This window comes from Lentilactobacillus senioris (genome assembly GCF_026798195.1).
Taxonomy (GTDB): domain Bacteria; phylum Bacillota; class Bacilli; order Lactobacillales; family Lactobacillaceae; genus Lentilactobacillus; species Lentilactobacillus senioris_A.
Genome location: NZ_JAPQEZ010000001.1, coordinates 425,466 through 441,649, shown reverse-complemented (window position 1 = coordinate 441,649; position 16,184 = coordinate 425,466). Strand labels below are relative to the sequence as shown.

17 protein-coding genes and 1 riboswitch are annotated in these 16,184 nt (G+C 41.3%); of the genes, 3 read left to right on the top strand and 14 right to left on the bottom strand.

Going from position 1 to position 16,184, the window contains the following annotated elements; genetic code table 11:
- Positions 1–207: 207 nt before the first annotated feature.
- From OXT66_RS02115 to OXT66_RS02055, 13 genes are all read right to left on the bottom strand, one after another.
- On the bottom strand, positions 208–984 hold the full coding sequence (locus OXT66_RS02115; protein ID WP_268595423.1) for a hypothetical protein: 777 nt from the start codon (positions 982–984) through the stop codon (positions 208–210).
- Positions 985–1,161: 177 nt separating this feature from the next.
- The gene (locus tag OXT66_RS02110; RefSeq protein ID WP_268595422.1) at positions 1,162–1,473 is read right to left on the bottom strand and encodes a hypothetical protein; all 312 of its coding nucleotides are present in this window, start codon (positions 1,471–1,473) and stop codon (positions 1,162–1,164) included.
- A gap of 371 nt (positions 1,474–1,844) precedes the next feature.
- Positions 1,845–2,075, bottom strand: a complete 231-nt coding sequence (locus tag OXT66_RS02105; RefSeq protein ID WP_268595421.1) for a DUF2922 domain-containing protein — start codon at positions 2,073–2,075, stop codon at positions 1,845–1,847.
- A 23-nt stretch (positions 2,076–2,098) separates the two neighbouring features.
- Positions 2,099–2,299, bottom strand: a complete 201-nt coding sequence (locus OXT66_RS02100) for a hypothetical protein (RefSeq protein ID WP_054670818.1) — start codon at positions 2,297–2,299, stop codon at positions 2,099–2,101.
- A gap of 85 nt (positions 2,300–2,384) precedes the next feature.
- Positions 2,385–2,933, bottom strand: a complete 549-nt coding sequence (locus OXT66_RS02095) for a sigma-70 family RNA polymerase sigma factor (RefSeq protein ID WP_268595420.1) — start codon at positions 2,931–2,933, stop codon at positions 2,385–2,387.
- Positions 2,934–3,145: 212 nt separating this feature from the next.
- Positions 3,146–3,856 carry a DUF5776 domain-containing protein gene (locus tag OXT66_RS02090; protein WP_268595419.1) on the bottom strand — a complete coding sequence of 237 codons (711 nt, stop codon included), beginning with the start codon at positions 3,854–3,856 and terminating at the stop codon, positions 3,146–3,148.
- Positions 3,790–4,029, bottom strand: coding sequence for a hypothetical protein (locus tag OXT66_RS02085; protein ID WP_268595418.1), 240 nt, complete (start codon positions 4,027–4,029; stop codon positions 3,790–3,792). The genes OXT66_RS02090 and OXT66_RS02085 overlap by 67 nt, the downstream gene beginning before the upstream one ends.
- Before the next feature lie 298 nt (positions 4,030–4,327).
- The gene (locus OXT66_RS02080; protein ID WP_268595417.1) at positions 4,328–6,268 is read right to left on the bottom strand and encodes an ATP-binding cassette domain-containing protein; all 1,941 of its coding nucleotides are present in this window, start codon (positions 6,266–6,268) and stop codon (positions 4,328–4,330) included.
- A gap of 165 nt (positions 6,269–6,433) precedes the next feature.
- A complete protein-coding gene (locus OXT66_RS02075) occupies positions 6,434–7,990 on the bottom strand; it encodes a hypothetical protein (protein ID WP_268595416.1) in 1,557 nt (518 codons plus the stop codon).
- 127 nt (positions 7,991–8,117) lie between these two features.
- Entirely contained in the window at positions 8,118–8,768 is a 651-nt protein-coding gene (gene thiE / locus OXT66_RS02070) for a thiamine phosphate synthase (protein WP_268595415.1), read from the bottom strand.
- Positions 8,768–9,586 (bottom strand): bifunctional hydroxymethylpyrimidine kinase/phosphomethylpyrimidine kinase, encoded by an 819-nt coding sequence (gene thiD / locus OXT66_RS02065; RefSeq protein WP_268595414.1) that lies wholly within the window; start codon positions 9,584–9,586, stop codon positions 8,768–8,770. The genes thiE and thiD overlap by 1 nt, the downstream gene beginning before the upstream one ends.
- A 5-nt stretch (positions 9,587–9,591) precedes the next feature.
- Positions 9,592–10,386, bottom strand: coding sequence for a hydroxyethylthiazole kinase (gene thiM / locus OXT66_RS02060; RefSeq protein ID WP_268595412.1), 795 nt, complete (start codon positions 10,384–10,386; stop codon positions 9,592–9,594).
- A gap of 66 nt (positions 10,387–10,452) precedes the next feature.
- A riboswitch (TPP riboswitch) is annotated at positions 10,453–10,551 on the bottom strand.
- A 12-nt stretch (positions 10,552–10,563) separates the two neighbouring features.
- On the bottom strand, positions 10,564–11,421 hold the full coding sequence (locus tag OXT66_RS02055) for an oxidoreductase (RefSeq protein WP_268595410.1): 858 nt from the start codon (positions 11,419–11,421) through the stop codon (positions 10,564–10,566).
- 192 nt (positions 11,422–11,613) lie between these two features.
- On the opposite strand from OXT66_RS02055, the gene OXT66_RS02050 reads away from it, so the two are divergent.
- The 3 genes from OXT66_RS02050 (at position 11,614) to OXT66_RS02040 (ending at position 14,475) form a co-directional block, all read left to right on the top strand.
- Positions 11,614–12,495 (top strand): aldo/keto reductase, encoded by an 882-nt coding sequence (locus OXT66_RS02050; protein WP_419146369.1) that lies wholly within the window; start codon positions 11,614–11,616, stop codon positions 12,493–12,495.
- Positions 12,496–12,633: 138 nt separating this feature from the next.
- Positions 12,634–14,040, top strand: coding sequence for a 23S rRNA (uracil(1939)-C(5))-methyltransferase RlmD (gene rlmD / locus OXT66_RS02045; protein WP_268595408.1), 1,407 nt, complete (start codon positions 12,634–12,636; stop codon positions 14,038–14,040).
- A gap of 21 nt (positions 14,041–14,061) precedes the next feature.
- Positions 14,062–14,475: a hypothetical protein gene (locus tag OXT66_RS02040; RefSeq protein WP_268595406.1), complete on the top strand. Its 414-nt coding sequence runs from the start codon at positions 14,062–14,064 to the stop codon at positions 14,473–14,475.
- Between the two features lie 34 nt (positions 14,476–14,509).
- Here the strand turns inward: OXT66_RS02040 and glpK are convergent, their stop codons facing one another.
- Positions 14,510–16,030: a glycerol kinase GlpK gene (gene glpK, locus OXT66_RS02035; protein WP_268595405.1), complete on the bottom strand. Its 1,521-nt coding sequence runs from the start codon at positions 16,028–16,030 to the stop codon at positions 14,510–14,512.
- Positions 16,031–16,184: the final 154 nt, after the last annotated feature.

The window sequence follows — 16,184 nt, the reverse complement described above, 5'->3', positions numbered from 1 at the left end:
GAAAGATTCCGGGCTTGTTCGGATTAAACTTGTAATTTGCCAATTAGAATTCATTAGAATCCTCCGTATATTATATTTTGAATCTTTTAAAGTTTAGCACAACCTAGCATTTTCTACCAAATTAAATTCAAATTTAAAGGAAACCATAAACTAAATTTTATGTACAAAAAAACACGCCTAGGCGTGTTTTTCAATAAATAAATTTAATTATTTACTCATGGTAATAGTGTAAAGAGCATTAGGCTTGGCAGTTGTAGTTACTGTGTTACTAGATACAAATTGCACTGACTTATTATAAGTAGCTGTGTAAGTATTACCATCTTTACCAGTAAAGGTAAATGAGTCTAAACCAGCTTCAGAAATAACTTTATTGATCATATCAGTAGTTAAATCTGAACCTTCTGGAGCCTTGTTATCTTGAAGTGCTTTAACAAGAGCATCTTTTTGAGTTTGTGATAGGTAACTGTAAAGATTAGTAATTACAGCAACTTCACCGGCCGGATTATTTGCGTAAAGAGTAACGTTATATTGAATAGCTGCAGTAAGATAAACATTTACAGAGTCGCCGGCTTTTGCAGCCTTACCATTTGATGCAACATCACTTGCAGTTGCATCAGCATAGCCTGCAGGTTTATTTGCGTTAACATCAGATGCTAAATTAGCTTCACTAGTCAAATCAACAGTTTTATCTTTATCTGCTTTAATAACAACAGTCTTAACTACTTCGTTAGTCTTCTTATCGTAATATTTGATAGTGATACCTTGTGATGCAGGAACATCAGAGGTCTTAGTCAAACCACTCTTAAGAATCCAACCACTAACTGATGGGTTAGCTTCGTCAGTTACGTATACCCATTGGTCGCCTTCGCGAGTCCGAGTACCTTGCTTTGTGATAGTTAAAACATCATTAGCATACTTAGTTGAGTCAGTAATAACACGACCAGAACCATAAACAGTGTACATTGGGTCCTTGTAAGTCAACATAGTACCATCATTAGTAGTACCTACCTTGGCAAACTTAAAGTTACCTTGGTTATCAGTACTTACAGCTGAGTCTTCTTTAAAAGTAGTGAAGTTTTCAAGACCGCCAGCAATGGTAGAAGTGCTCTTACCACCGTAGATCCAGCCACGGTATTGCTTGTCGAATGAAACTACCTTGTATTAAACTGAACCACGGTTAGTAGTAGCAACACGGTATGCTACAAAGTTATCTTGACTGCTCTTTGAAGCAGCAAGCTTCTTCAAAGTGGTGGTTGAAGCAACTAACTTAGCACCCTTCAAAGTACCAGCCTTAGTGTAAAGGGCGTTTGAACCTGTAAAGTTAACGTTAGTTTTAGTCATAGTAGCATTTGATGTTACCTTTGCGTATGACTTGGCACTTGCATTGTTAGCATTTACGGAGCCGGCAACGGCAACGAAACCTAAAGCAGCTAAGCCCAAGTATAATGATTTCTTCAAACTAGATTGCATCATTATTCCTCCATTTTGTATAAAAAGTATTTTATGTAGCTCATTGAGCCCCAAAAAGTATACCATGATTGTTATTAAGCTAGCAACCATAAATACATTTGATCCCCTAATGAACTTTACAACGATAAGTATAAACGTCTCTTAAATAATCTGCAAGCAATTGCGGTCAGTGTCATCAATTTGTTATTTTTGTAAATTCCCAAACAGCTTAATGACGGTCTTTAAAGCATTTTTATTTCAAAATTCCCTAATGATTTTTTTATTAGCCAACACCTGTTAGGCTGCTTAAATCAAACATTAGTTACTCATAATATAACTAATAAAAATTCCTGCCATTTCTGACAGGAATCTTGTTAGAGATATTTAATTAGGGGTTAGTTAGTGGAGCGGGTATCAAAAATCGAATCGGTGTTAGTTTCTACGTACCGGGCTGCTACTGGTTCAACGTACGGATTGACACCGTCATTGTCAAACATTTGTAAGGCAGCAATATCTTGCATCGCCTTCTTAGTGACAGCTTCCGTTAAGTTTTCTTGCGCATAGGTTAACCGTAAGGTGTTTAACTTCGAATCACTATTACGGTAGATTAATTTTAAATGTTTCATTATTATTCCTCCAATTAATTAGATTAGGCAACAACGCTGCTGTCTGTGATATTAAGCCCAGATACTTGGCCGATAATGAGAGTTTCCAATGCGGTTTGAAAGCCCGCCAATTGTTCTGCCGTTGCGTCTTGCTTGAGGTGACTGAATGTTCGTTTAAGAGTCTTGTCTTCCTTTTCGCCAACGCTGATAACGGTCATACTAGATTTAAGCCATTGTTTCTTCATGATAGTGAACTCCTCTGTGTTAGTTTGGTAGTCGGTGGCGCCAACCGGCTACATCTATTAGTAACCAATCGAAGGACTTAATGTGTTACCCTTTTTGCCAAATTATTTTTGCTTTTTGTGCCACGCCAGCTTTCCACCAATAGATAGTCTTGCGAGAAACTTCAAATTGGCGGGCCATTTCGGTTACATTCAGGCCTTCAATGTAGGCTGCCGTGAGGTAACGTTGTTCATTGAAACTCAAGACGGATAGTAATTGCTGGTACAACTGGTTAGTTTCCATCGTCGGTTCTAAGTCGGTGGCTTGTATTGGTAGGGTGGTTGTTTCTGCTTGATGTTCAGCTTTTCGCCGGTATTGATCTAAGCAATTGAGCAGGTGCCAGTACACACCTTGGTAGATAAACACTAATAGTTTGTGTTCATCATCGTGGGCGGTCGCCGGGGCTTTGAGGTAACTACGAACAAACGCTAAGCGCCCTTCCTGCACCAGATCATCATATTCTGCATAACTGCGATAGATATGCAGTCGTTTGATAGCTCCGTAGATGACGTTTTGGTGATCACCGGTTAATAAGAAGTCAAACGCGGCTTGTTGGGGTGTTTCAAAAATGTTCATTGCTTCTGCTGGATAATTCATTGGATTCATTCCTTTAATTTGGATTGATCCAAGGGCCCTTGTCACAATGTCCATATTATTAGGAAGTAATCGGAACGGATAGTGAGGAGTTTTTAAGGTTTAATCACTTATGGTATAAGGGTTTATTCGTAATTTTAGAAGTGAATTATGCTGCCTTTTGCAAAATTAAAAGGACCCTGGTTTAAACCAAGGCCCTTTTTGAGTAAATTCAATTATTTTTTGTCCCAAATAATTAACTGCTTGTTAGTAGAAATGTACTTACCGTTAGTTAATTGGTAGCGAGTAATCTTATGACGAGTATCAATCTTCTTAATCTTCAAGATTGTCCCCTTCTTGTAGTGTTTTACCTTGTCCTTGTAGTAAAGTTCACTGGTCTTGTAACTATTAAGGCCATACTTACCGATTACCTTCACCGTCTTAGGAGTGCCCATGTAGTAAAGGTTCACCACAAACTTCTTGTTAGCAGTTACGTAACCACCTTGAGCTACCTTGTAACGAAGTGTGCCCTTTTCAGTTTTGGCAGCTCCGATTACCGTTAAGGTTGGCCGATCTACCCGTTTTCTGCCATTAGCGGAGAAGCGTTGTACTCTGCGAGTCATCTGAACATCTCTATGCCGCCAAATGTTTTTATTTACCATTAATTTATAATGGTGCTTGAAGGTTACGGATTGACCTGGCTGTAATTCGCCCGGAGTAGTTGGTTCATTTTCTTCCACTACGATGGAACCGCCGCCGGTGTTGTTATCGCCATTGTTACCTTCGTTGTTGCCACCATTATTGCCACCGGTGTTTCCTCCGTTGTTACCCCCATCATCGCCACCGTTGTTGCCACCGTTATCTTTATCTTTAACGTTGGTTAAGTTAACGGTAAGGTCTCCGATTGAGTAGTCACCCGTGTTATCGGCATTAAACTCAATTGCCAATCCTTAGTATTAACAGTAAAATGATCAATATGATCAGCAACTTCACCACTTTTAATACTACTTTCCGTTCTCACATCATTTTTTACCGCTGCTGACACTGTTAGTACACTTGCACTTGAGCTAAGAATCATTCCGGCAACCATTAAGCTACCAATAATTTTTGTCATTTTCATAATTAATTCCTCCTAAAATGGGATAAATTATTTCGGTTTTTATTATGTCAAACTATAGCATGCCCTAAACTTAAATTGCGATTTTGAAATCTAAAACCACAAACGTTTACATTTTTGGACACAGGTAGGACATAGGTATGAAAATCAGCCTATAATCTAGTGAATAAATTATGATTTCTAAAACTAATAAGTTATGTTAATAAATTTTTTAACTTGGCATCAAATTCTGATCACAAAAAACTCCAGACTATTAATTAGTCTGGAGTTTTTTTCATAATCTTAAATTACTACGGTAATTCTATTCATAACTCAAACTTTCAATTGGATCCAATCTTGCAGCTCGACCCGCAGGTGCTAAAGCAGCTAACAAACTAATTACAATTGATACGATAATCCCAAATGCAATGTTGCCACCAGAGATTTGCATAATTGAATAGTGAATTCCGGATTGAGATAGAGAGTTAGCACCGACTTGAATCAATAAAGCCAGCACAACGGCCAAAATAGCTGAGAATAAACCAATGAAGAAGGCTTCGGAGAAGAATAGACTACGAATACTTCCTTTAGAAGCTCCCAAGGCCCGCAAAATTCCGATTTCTTTGGTCCGTTCAGAAACACTAATGTAAAGAACGACGATAATCATGATCGCAGATACCAATAGTGAAATTCCGGCAATGGCAGCCAATACATTAACAGCCAAATCAATATAGGTGTTCAAAGTATCAACCATTGCTCCGGCACCAGTAATGGTATAAGTATCTTTCTTACCGGTCTTGTAACTCTTGATCTGATTTTGAACCGGCTTTACGTTCTTAGCATTTCCCTTAATTACTACGGTCATAAAGTTAGGAGCTAACTTCACATTCTTAGCATCGTACATTTGTTTTAGGGTGTTATAAGTAACTGAAGTTGATCCTGAGTTAGCAGCAGCAATTCCACTAACTTTCAGTGTCTGCTTCAATTGCACTGGTTGTTTCTTAGCATTCATTACCGTTTGGGTGTAAACAATCTTCTTACCAATCATGGTATTTGGATCTTTTTTGTTAAACTTCTGCGCGTTTTCCTTAGTTAACAAAATTTCACCATTTTTAGGTGCAGTTCCCTTTTTGATCGAGTTTTTCTTAATCGTATCGTTATAGGTTTGCATCATTTGCAAGTTAGCGGTCTTCTTCCCCCGTTGCAACCGAGTTCCGCCCTGGACGTAGTAACCCTTTTGAACGTCCTTAACGTTTTTAATTTTTTCAAATCGTTGCTGATCCTTAGTGGTCAAATTCACCTTGCTGGAACCATCCGCCAACTGATCGGCTGAAATGTTTTTGGCTACTTGAACGGCATTAGGATTGATTTGGGAGTAAATTTCATGATTAATGTACCCTTGCACCCCGTTACCTAACCCCTGCATCAAAATCACCGAGAAAATCCCGATAGCGGCGCCAATGATGATCAATAGGTTACGCTTGAAGTTATAGCGCATGTTGTCCAACGCCATTTTTAACGTAGCGCCAAACCGCAACGTATGAGTGGTTAATTCGTTATCACTAGCTGCTGGATAAGCTGACTTCAACGTAGTATCTTCACTAATTTGGCCATCAGCTAATCGAACAATTCGCGTCCCATAGTCGGCTACCGTTTGGGAGTGGGTAACCGTGATGACTAATTTACCGTCGGCAGCAATTTCGTCTAACAGTTGCAAAATTTCTTTGGTGTTTTCACTATCCAACGCTCCGGTCGGTTCATCCGCAATAATGATTTCTGGATCGGAAGCTAAGGCCCGGGCGATGGCTACCCGTTGTTTTTGACCACCGGATAATTGGTTCGGGAATTTCTTCATATGATCGGTCAATCCCACCTTGGCCAATAATTCTTTGGCCCGGTCTTCTTGTTCCTTATGTGACAGGGTAGTCATTTCTAAGGACACCATCACGTTTTGTAAGACCGTTAAGTGGCTAATCAGATTGAAGTTTTGAAAAATAAATCCGATCGTTTGTCGCCGGTAAGCATCTAATTGCTTAGCCGTATCGTGACGCAGGGATTCTCCCTTAAGTAATACGTCACCTTTGTAATTGGAATCTAAGCCCCCGATAATATTCATCAAAGTGGACTTTCCGCCCCCGGATTCTCCTAAAATGGAAACAAATTCTCCCCGGTCAAAGTTTAAGTTAATTCCTTTGAGAACTTTAAACTCTTCGTTACCGAGATAATAAGACTTCCGAATGTCTCGCAGCTCTAAATAACTCATATTCTTCCTCCGATTGTTAACCTCATAAATTAATACTGACAGAGTATATCACACCCGTGAGTAAATGAAACAACCTGATAGACAAAATTTTAAACCAGTCAAATAAAAAAGGCGGCTTTCAAATAAAAGCGGCCTTTTTAGTGAGTATAAATTTATTAATTAACCTTAATTCAATGGTTGACTTGACTTCATCAACTCTGGTGGCCAAAGCATCAATAAGTAGCCATAACCAGATTGATCAAAGGCTAGTCCTTCAAATTCACGCTTAGAATCAAACACTTGGTAGTGAATATCATTGGCAGTGAAGTTACCTTTTCTAACCTTTGCAGCTGGAATAGAAGTCAAAATATCATCAGAAACAAAGTAAACCCGGTCGTTCTTAGGGTTAGCAGAAACGAATTGGTTAGTGTTACCACCACGTTTGCCAACAATTGACTTGCTAGGGGCAAACTTAACATCCTTTTCGTCTAAACGACCGTAGAAGTACATGTAACCAGAACCCTTCTTACGGCCCCAGTACGCATTCCCAGACTTATCAAAGCCTAAAGTGTGCAATTGGAAGTTAGAGCCGTCATGAAGCATCTTGAAGCGATATTCACGAATTGGTTGCAAGGTGTTAGTGTCCATTTCCAAGACTTGGTTATTTTCACTAACGCTCAAGTCAGATAAACTTTCATCTTCAGCTAAGTAAAGGTGTTTGTTTTCTGGGTTGAAGCTCAAAGTTTGGCCGTGACCAATGTTGATGATTGGGCTTAATTGAGCAGTTTGGGCGATATCCGCATTTGCAAACATTTCTGGATTATCAGCCTTAACCTTATCGATTTGAGTTTGGTAACCAGCTAACGTCTTGTTATAGCCAGCTAACTTCTTATCATAAGCAGCAATCTTAGTCTTGTGACCTTGGTAACTCTTCATCCAAGTTGCCATCTTCTTGGTAGCAGTAGCTACTAACTTCTTGTATTTCGTACGGGTCTTGTAACTATATCTAGCAGTCGTGTATTTAGCGTACTTGGCTTTTTTAGTCTTCCAACCTTGGTAATACTTCTTGGCATTATTTCGGTAGTTAACTTGGTTATTACGCCAAGATTTGTTCTTGTTAATGGTTTCAACTAGGGCTTCTTTTTTAGCAAACGGTGCCTTCTTGTAGGCTTCATTGTATTCCTTGTTGTGCTGAGCCCCTTCAGTTGTGAATGGGTTGAAGTAATCAAAAGCCAACCACATTGCTGTAGTATCCTTGGTTCCTACTCCCAATTCCTTTAATTTATCGACGTTAAACTTAACGATGGCGCCTTGGTTAGTTCCCGTCCCAGCAGATTCAAGGAAGTAGATGTTGTCTTCATCATCGAAGGCCACACTTTGGAAGTTACCATGTTGGTAGCCAGCAATGTTAAACCCTTCTGGTAAGAACCATTGAGTAGAAAATGAATTTTTTTGAGAACTACCACTGATGGTGTCGTACTTATTGGGTTCGGTAATATCAGTAGGATGTAACGTGTACTTGTCATACTTCTTACTGGTATTTCCTTGAGGAGACGTATTGTTAACGGTGGTTAAATCATCATCGTTATATGTACTCATTACGTTACCCGCGTCAATTACCTTAACCTTGTCAGCTTTGTCAGGAGCATCAATCACTTCTGCAGCAAAACTACTTAGCGGTGCGGCACTTAGTCCAACCCCTAAGAAAGCGCCAGCTAACATTAACTTATATTTTGTTTTCATGGCTTATTCCTTTCTAAACCTTATATTTATATCCCAAGACTACTTTAACTAAAAAAATTCGGTTTGGAAAACATTCCGCCCGAATTTATCGAAAATGAAACTTTAGTAATCATTTTGTAACTCTATATTAAAATACTTCCTTAATTGCCGCCACCGCTTCATCAACATGATCACTCTTAGAAATCATTGAGATTACGGCGGCTCCGGCAGCACCAGATCCTCGTAGTTGAGCGACATTATTTTCGGTAATTCCCCCAATGGCTACTACCGGTTTGTCACTAGCTTCAACTAATGTGGTTAAGCCAGCCACTCCAATTGCAGGATCTGCATCGGCTTTGGACTGGGTAGGAAAGATTGGACCAGAACCGATATAGGCCACTCGGTCCAATTGATTAGCAGCGTTTACCTGTTCTACTGTGTTAGCAGAAAGGCCCACAAACATTTTACGAACGGAAATGCGCTCCACTACCGTTTCAATTTTATCGTCCTTTTGGCCCACGTGAATTCCGTCGGAGTTAAGCTCTAGCGCTAAATCCAGATCATCATCAATGATGAACGGAATATTAGCTTTTAAGCAGCGTTTTTGCAAAATAACGGCTAATTCTCGTTTGGCCACCCCGGTTAACGCCTTAGGGCCTTTTTCCCGAAATTGAAACGCAGTAATTCCAGCTTCAATGGCTTCATCCAACAAGCTGGGTAAATCACGCATCCCCGCCAAATCTTGGGTTCCCGCTACAAAGTACGCATTAAGTAGCCCCGGTTCAAAAGTCACACTCATTAATCCTTTTCCTCCTTAAGCTGCCGGCCAGCCCAGTGGTTCAATGGACCATGGCCGTGCCCCACTTCAATTCCGTTGGCGATCGTAGCCGAAACATACCGTTTCGCTCTTTGGATCGCAGTTTTAATGTCAGCCCCCTTGGCCAACTCAGCAGTAATCGCTGAAGATAAGGTATCACCCGTTCCGTGGGTTCGCTTAGTTTCTACTCTAGGCGCTGATACCCAGAAAGATTCTCCGTTTTCTAATAACACAAAGTCACTAGCAGTATCGCTTGTTTCGTGACCACCCTTAACAATCACATTTTTAGCGCCTAATTCCTGGAGACGATGACCAGCCAGTTGCATAGTTGCTTCATCGCGAATATGCATTTCCGCTAACACTTCGGCTTCTGGTAAGTTCGGTGTCAAAATGGTAGCTAACGGCAATAATTCGTCTCTGACAGTAGCAATTGCGTCTTCGGCCAATAATCTAGCCCCACCCTTAGCAATCATCACGGGATCAACCGTCAAGGGACCTAAATCATACTTTTGCAAATTAGCCACTACCGTTTTCACGCTTTGGCTATCAGCCAACATGCCCGTTTTCACCGCTCTAATCTGTAAATCTTCGGCCACTGCCTTGAATTGTTCATCGATTAGCTTGGTAGGCATCGCCATAAAATCAGTAACTCCAAGCGTGTTTTGCGCCGTTACTGCCACGACAACTGCCGCAGCGAAGACGTGATTTTCTTGCATTGTTTTAATATCAGCCATAACACCAGCGCCACCACCACTGTCCGTTCCAGCAATCGTTAGTGCTTGTGGAAAATCATTCACCATCCCAGTTACTCCTCCTTGAAATCACCGACGGCTTCGACGGTGCTCTTATTAATTAAGTATAACTCATCTATTAACCGAGGGCCAAAACTACCAGCCAATGGTTGTTCCATCTTCTCCGCTACCACTTGACCGGCCACTGCAAACGTCAAGCTAGCCATTTGCGCCGCTTCGTATGGATCGACGCCAGTTCCTAAGAAGACCCCAATGGTACTAGAAAGCATATCACCTGAACCCACGTGCAATTTGAACAAATCAGTTTGATTATAGACCCGTGTTACCTTAGTACCATCAGTGATCACATCGGTTTTGCCACTCAACACCACTACACAGTTTCGTTTATTAGCGAGTACTTTAGCCATTGCTACTACATCAGCGTTACCGTCCCCAGCATCAATGCCTTTGCTTTGCCATTCTACGTCCGCTAAGGCCGCTACTTCTCCTGCATTACCGCGAATGACCGTCACTGGAAATTCGTCTAGTAGTTGGTTGCACCGTTCCAAACGGTAAGCAACCGCACCCACGGCCACTGGATCTAAGACTACCGGCTTAAAATTATCCTGGGCTGCCAAGCCCACCGCTTTAATTTGATCGAGTTGAGCTTCGGTAAAGGCCCCTAGGTTAATCGTCACCGAATTACTCATTTGCACCATGGCATTAGCTTCGTTAATTTCTTCAGACATGATTGGTGAACCACCAATAGCGTTAATCCCGTTAGCTACATCTTGAACAGTCACAAAGTTAGAAATGTTAAACGCAATGGGATTTTGGTCTCTCACTTGATCTAATAATTCAAATTTCATTATAGTTTCCTCCTCATAATTGAGGCAGCAAAAAAGCCGCTACCTAATTACTTGCGGGTAACGGCTCAGTAAAACAGCACACATTCCCTACGCAAGTATTAACTTACAGGTTCCAAGGGATTGGAAAATTCCATCTCAGCCACAATGGCACCCCCAGTGTTTTTTCTTAGTATTTAATTAACGGTTAATCGCGATTTCGTGGTTCACCATCTTAGAAGTATAACGGTACATTGCCGTCATTAATGCATCCATAGCTCGATCAGAAAGGACTTTGCGAGCACACAATCCTAGCTTAGCGCCAGCACCACCAGCGTAACGAGTCTTAGGCCGGCGACTAATAGCTGCCATATCAACTAGTCGAGCCACTACCCGAGGTTGAGAAGCAAATTGACTAGTAGCAGTCATGAAGTTTTGAGCTTGCCGAGCCATCCCAGCGTAAGGACCATTAGCAGAACTATCCACCAACTTATCCATTGCTACTGCTGACCATTCTGAGGCCACTACCCCTGGTTCAACTACGATAACGTCAATACCAAATGGTTTGAGTTCTAATCTTAATGCGTCACTGATCCCTTCAATGGCAAACTTAGACCCAACGTACCAACTGCCCATTAATTGGGCAATTTTACCGTCTACTGATGAAATGTTAATAATCCGGCCGCTGTGTTGAGCCCGCATAGTTGGTAAGACCGCTTGGATCATTTTCATAGTACCAAAAACGTTAACCTTGAATTGGTATTCGCCTTCTTCTAACGGTACTTCTTCCACCGCCCCAAAAGAACCATAGCCAGCGTTATTAACTAAAACGTCAATTCGACCAGTTTGAGCTACAATTTGCTTAATTGCAGCATCAACACTGTCTTCATCAGCTACGTCTAGATACATGGTATTAATCCCCAAGTTATCTAGCGCGTTCATTTTGTCTACTCGCCGAGCCAAGCCAAAAACGTTGAAGCCATTTCGCTTTAGGTTCTTGGCAATTTGCATTCCAATTCCAGATGAAGCACCCGTCACAATTGCTACATTTCGTTCCATACTATATCCTCCTCGGGGTGGTGTTTACCACAATTTTTTCGGTATAATTCTTTAAATTAACCGTAACCAGATAGCGTTACCATTGTTGTTAACATGCCATCGGTTACTGAATATATTATCATGTTTTCAGAAATTAAACTGCTATATATTCTTTTTTACATTAAATTTGACTAAATTTGATTTTTATTTAGAATGTATTTACTAAAAGAATTTGGAGGGATCACTTTGGCAGGATTAACTGATACATATACCCTTTCTAACGGAAATAAAATTCCGGTAGTGGGCCTTGGTACTTGGCAAGCTGATGGCGACGAAGCTTATGACTCAGTATTGGCAGCGTTAAAAGCGGGTTATCGTCACATTGATACCGCTGCTGGCTATGGTAACGAAGAATTTGTAGGTCAAGCCATTAAGGATAGTGGCGTGGATCGCAAAGATATCTTTGTTACCACTAAACTTTGGAACAACGATCACGGTTATGAAGCAACAAAGCTAGCTTTTGCTGACTCATTAAGTAAATTAGGCTTGGAGTACGTTGATTTATATCTAATTCACTGGCCTAACCCAGTCAACTTCCGTTCTAACTGGAAAGAAGTTAACGCCCAATCCTGGAAAGCCATGGAAGAATTTTATAAATCTGGCCAAGCCAAGGCAATCGGGGTTTCTAATTTCAGACCTCATCATTTAGATGCCCTACTGGAAACCGCAGAAATCACTCCAATGGTTAACCAAATTTTCCTAAACCCTAGTGATTTACAACCTGGGGTAGTGGAATACAATGACGATCACGACATTTTATCCGAAGCTTACAGTCCATTAGGTACTGGTTCAGTTCTTAAGATCCCAGCCCTTAATGACATTGCCGCTAAATACAACAAATCAGCCGCTCAAGTAGTCCTTCGTTGGTCATTACAACACGGTTTCTTACCATTACCTAAGTCCGTTCACGAAGAATATATCAAGTCCAACGCCGATATTTTTGACTTCGAACTAGAACCAGCGGATATGAAAACTATTGATGGTTTCCATGGTCAAGCTGAATTGGTTACGGATCCAGATACCGCAGATTTTTAAGCAAATTTAAGTTAACTTATCCGCTTGGTTAGTCACCCTTACCAAGCGGTTTTTATTTTATTAAAATATTAGGCTAATCTGACAAACATTGACCATCTCTGTTATAATGAGCGAATACTAAGCAGTAAGGAAGTTCCCATGACTAAATACGAAAAAAATTACAATAACTACGATCGCGACGGTGTTTCCGTAACACCTGGCGAACAATTTAAAATTACTATCAAGCGCCTGGGCATCAACGGGGAAGGAATCGGTTACTACCAACGCAAACTGGTTTTCGTTCCTGGTGCTTTACCTAATGAAGTGGTCCGGGTCACCGTTCGAGAAGATCTTCCCCGCTTTATTCGGGCAGATCTCACTGAAATTTTACAAACTTCAGCAGACCGGGTTGAACCAATAGATGCGTACGCTAACGAAGTAGGTGGCTTTGAGCTCGAAAACTTAGCCTACCCAGCTCAGCTACAATTTAAACGGGACATGATTATTAGTGCCCTCGAAAAATTCAAGCCAGCCGGTTATAAACACTACAAAATTCCGCAAACCATCGGGATGGATAATCCGGTAGCTTACCGGAACAAAGCGCAATTCCAAGTTCGCGAACAAGATGGTCAAGTAGTTGCCGGTTTGTATGAAGCACGTAGTCACAACGTGGTAGATCTCAAAACTAGTGCCTTACAATATCCACTAGTAATGAAGGTCATGAATGCCGTTGTCGCTATGATCGCCGACCTCGACATTCCAGTATATGACGAAGAAAAGAACTCCGGCATCATTAAAACGGTGGTGGTTAGAGCCGCCGTTGCCACTAACGAAGTTCAGGTTACTTTTGTGACCCAAAGTCCTAAATTACTGAAAAAACGCCAACTCTTGGAACGGATTGCTACTGAATTACCAGAAGTAGTGTCCGTTAACCAAAACGTCAATCCTGGCAAAACTTCACTAGTCTGGGGCGAACAAACTATTCATTTAGCTGGTAAAAAGGTAATTACCGAAATCCTCGATGGTCTCGAATTTGATTTATCACCACGAGCCTTCTTACAGTTAAACTCATTTATGACCCCTACCCTTTACCACGAAGCTTTTAAGTCATTGAAACTAACCGGTAAAGAAAAACTAGTAGATGCCTACGCTGGTGTCGGAACCATCGGCCTCTTGGCTGCGGATCAAGTTCGTGAAGTCCGGGGCATGGATACCATTGAAGAAGCGGTAGATGATGCCAATCACAATGCCTTAAAAAACCATATCACTAACGCCTTTTATGAAGTGGGTGAAGCTGAAGAACTCTTGCCAGCTTGGTTAGAAGATGGCTTCGACCCCGATATTATCATCGTGGATCCTCCCCGTACCGGTTTAGCTGATTCATTAATCGACGCTATTTTAACTAGTGCTCCCAGCCAATTCGTTTACATTTCATGTAATCCATCAACTTTGGCCCGTGATCTAGTCAAGTTAACAGACAAGTATCGAGTTGATCTGATTCAATCTATCGACATGATGCCCCAAACTGCTCGTTGTGAAGCAGTTGTTAAGTTCACCAAAAAATAATTCCAGAAAGCAGGCCCTGCTATGCAAAATCCGTTTGGTAACGGTAATGATGATCAAAACAATAATAATATGATCCCAATTCCACCCAACTTTGCGGTAGTCAAACGCGCCGATGGCCAAATGAGAATTGCCAAGGTAGGCTTTTCTTGGACCAGCTTGATTTTTGGGATGCTACCGTCAATTTTTCGCTCTGATTGGTACAATTTCTTAAGCATGATTAGTATTCAACTAATCATGGGGATGGGAATTTCTATGGCCATGGGAGAAACGTTTGAAACGGCTTACTACATTGGCGCCAACATTTGTCGCTTCATCTGGGCTGGCTTGTATAACATGATGTACTTCAAACATTTATTTAACATCGGTTACCAACCAGCAGACCAGCGTTCCAAACAATTATTAATCGAAAATCGTTACCTCAGTGAAACTAAATAAGGAGTGAACACTTTAGTGTTCACTCCTTTTTAATTTAATCTTCTAAGTCAGTTAACCGGAAAGTCCGGGTAGCGGCAACCGCCGCTTTCCAGCCGCGGTATAATTTCGACCGCCGATCAGCTTGCATATCTGGTTTAAAGAGTCGACCAGTTTCAACAAAGCCTTTGATTTCGTCAAGACTTTTCCAGAAATCCACTGCTAGGCCGGCCAATACGGCTGCCCCAAACGCAGTGGTATCTTCATCACTAGCTCGAATAATTGGGATGTTTAAGATATCTGCTTGAAATTGCATTAAATAACGGTTTCGTGAAGCTCCCCCATCGGCCATCAGTTGTGGAATCCGAATGTGAGTATCTCGTTCCATCGTTTCGATGATGTCCTTGGTCCCATAAGCAATCGACTGTAAGGTCGCCTTTACAAAATCATTTCTAGTTGTTCCCCGTGTCATCCCAAAGGCAGCCCCGCGTACGTCTTGATCCCAATATGGTGCTCCCAAACCGTTAAAGGCGGGTACCACGTAAACTTCATCGTTATCCGTTGAATTCATAGCTGCTTGTCTGGATTCTGGGACGTTATCAATCAATTGCATATTATCATGCAACCAACTAACTGCAGACCCAGCAGCAAAAATAGACCCTTCTAATGCGTAATTAACCGTACCATCGATATTATAAGCAATGGTAGTTAACAAGTTGTCATCGGCCAATTCTGGCTTTAATCCAGTGTTCATAATCAAGAACGCCCCGTCGCCGTATGTATTCTTAATCATTCCCGGTTCAAACGCCATCTGGCCAATCAATGCGGCCTGTTGGTCTCCGGCAATACCAGCAATTGGAACTTCGATGCCGTAGAATTGGTAATTTTGAGTCGTGCCATACACTTCACTGGAAGTCTTTACTTCTGGCAAAATTGCTGCCGGAATGTTTAACAGCTTCAAAATATCTTCATCCCACCGCAAAGCGTGAATGTTAAATAACATAGTTCGACTAGCATTGGTGTAATCAGTAACGTGGTATCGGCCACCGGAGAGTTTCCAAGTTAACCAGGTATCTACCGTCCCAAACAATAACTCGCCTTTTTCAGCTCGTTCTTGGGCTCCAGCCACGTGGTCTAAGATCCACCGAATTTTGGTGGCAGAGAAGTAAGAGTCCACAATCAAGCCGGTCTTCTTGTGGATTAAATTAGAATAACCATCCGCCTCTAATTTCCGAGCCAATTGAGCGGTTTGCTTAGATTGCCAGCCAATCGCATTATAAATCGGTTCACCAGTTTCTTTATCCCAAATGATCGTGGTTTCTCGTTGGTTAGAGATTCCAATTCCTTCAACGTCTTCAGGATGAATTCCCCCATCAATTAACGCACTAGCGATCACCGACAATACTGAATTCCAAATTTCGTTAGCGTCTTCTTCAATCCAGCCGCTGTGGGGAATAATCTGATCGATCGCCTTATACCCTTCGATAACCTTGCGTCCCGAATGATCGAAAAGCATCGCCCGAGTACTAGTGGTTCCTTGGTCGATTGATAAAATATATTTCTTTTGATCCGTTAACATGCTAGACCTCCAATTTTCCGCAAACGATTTCATTTTTTATAGTTAATATCGTATCATAATTTGATTGTTTAAAAATTAAAAAACCCTAAAGCTTACGTTATGAACCATACCATAACGAAGCTATTAGGGCAAATGTCTTGATATCATGGGCATT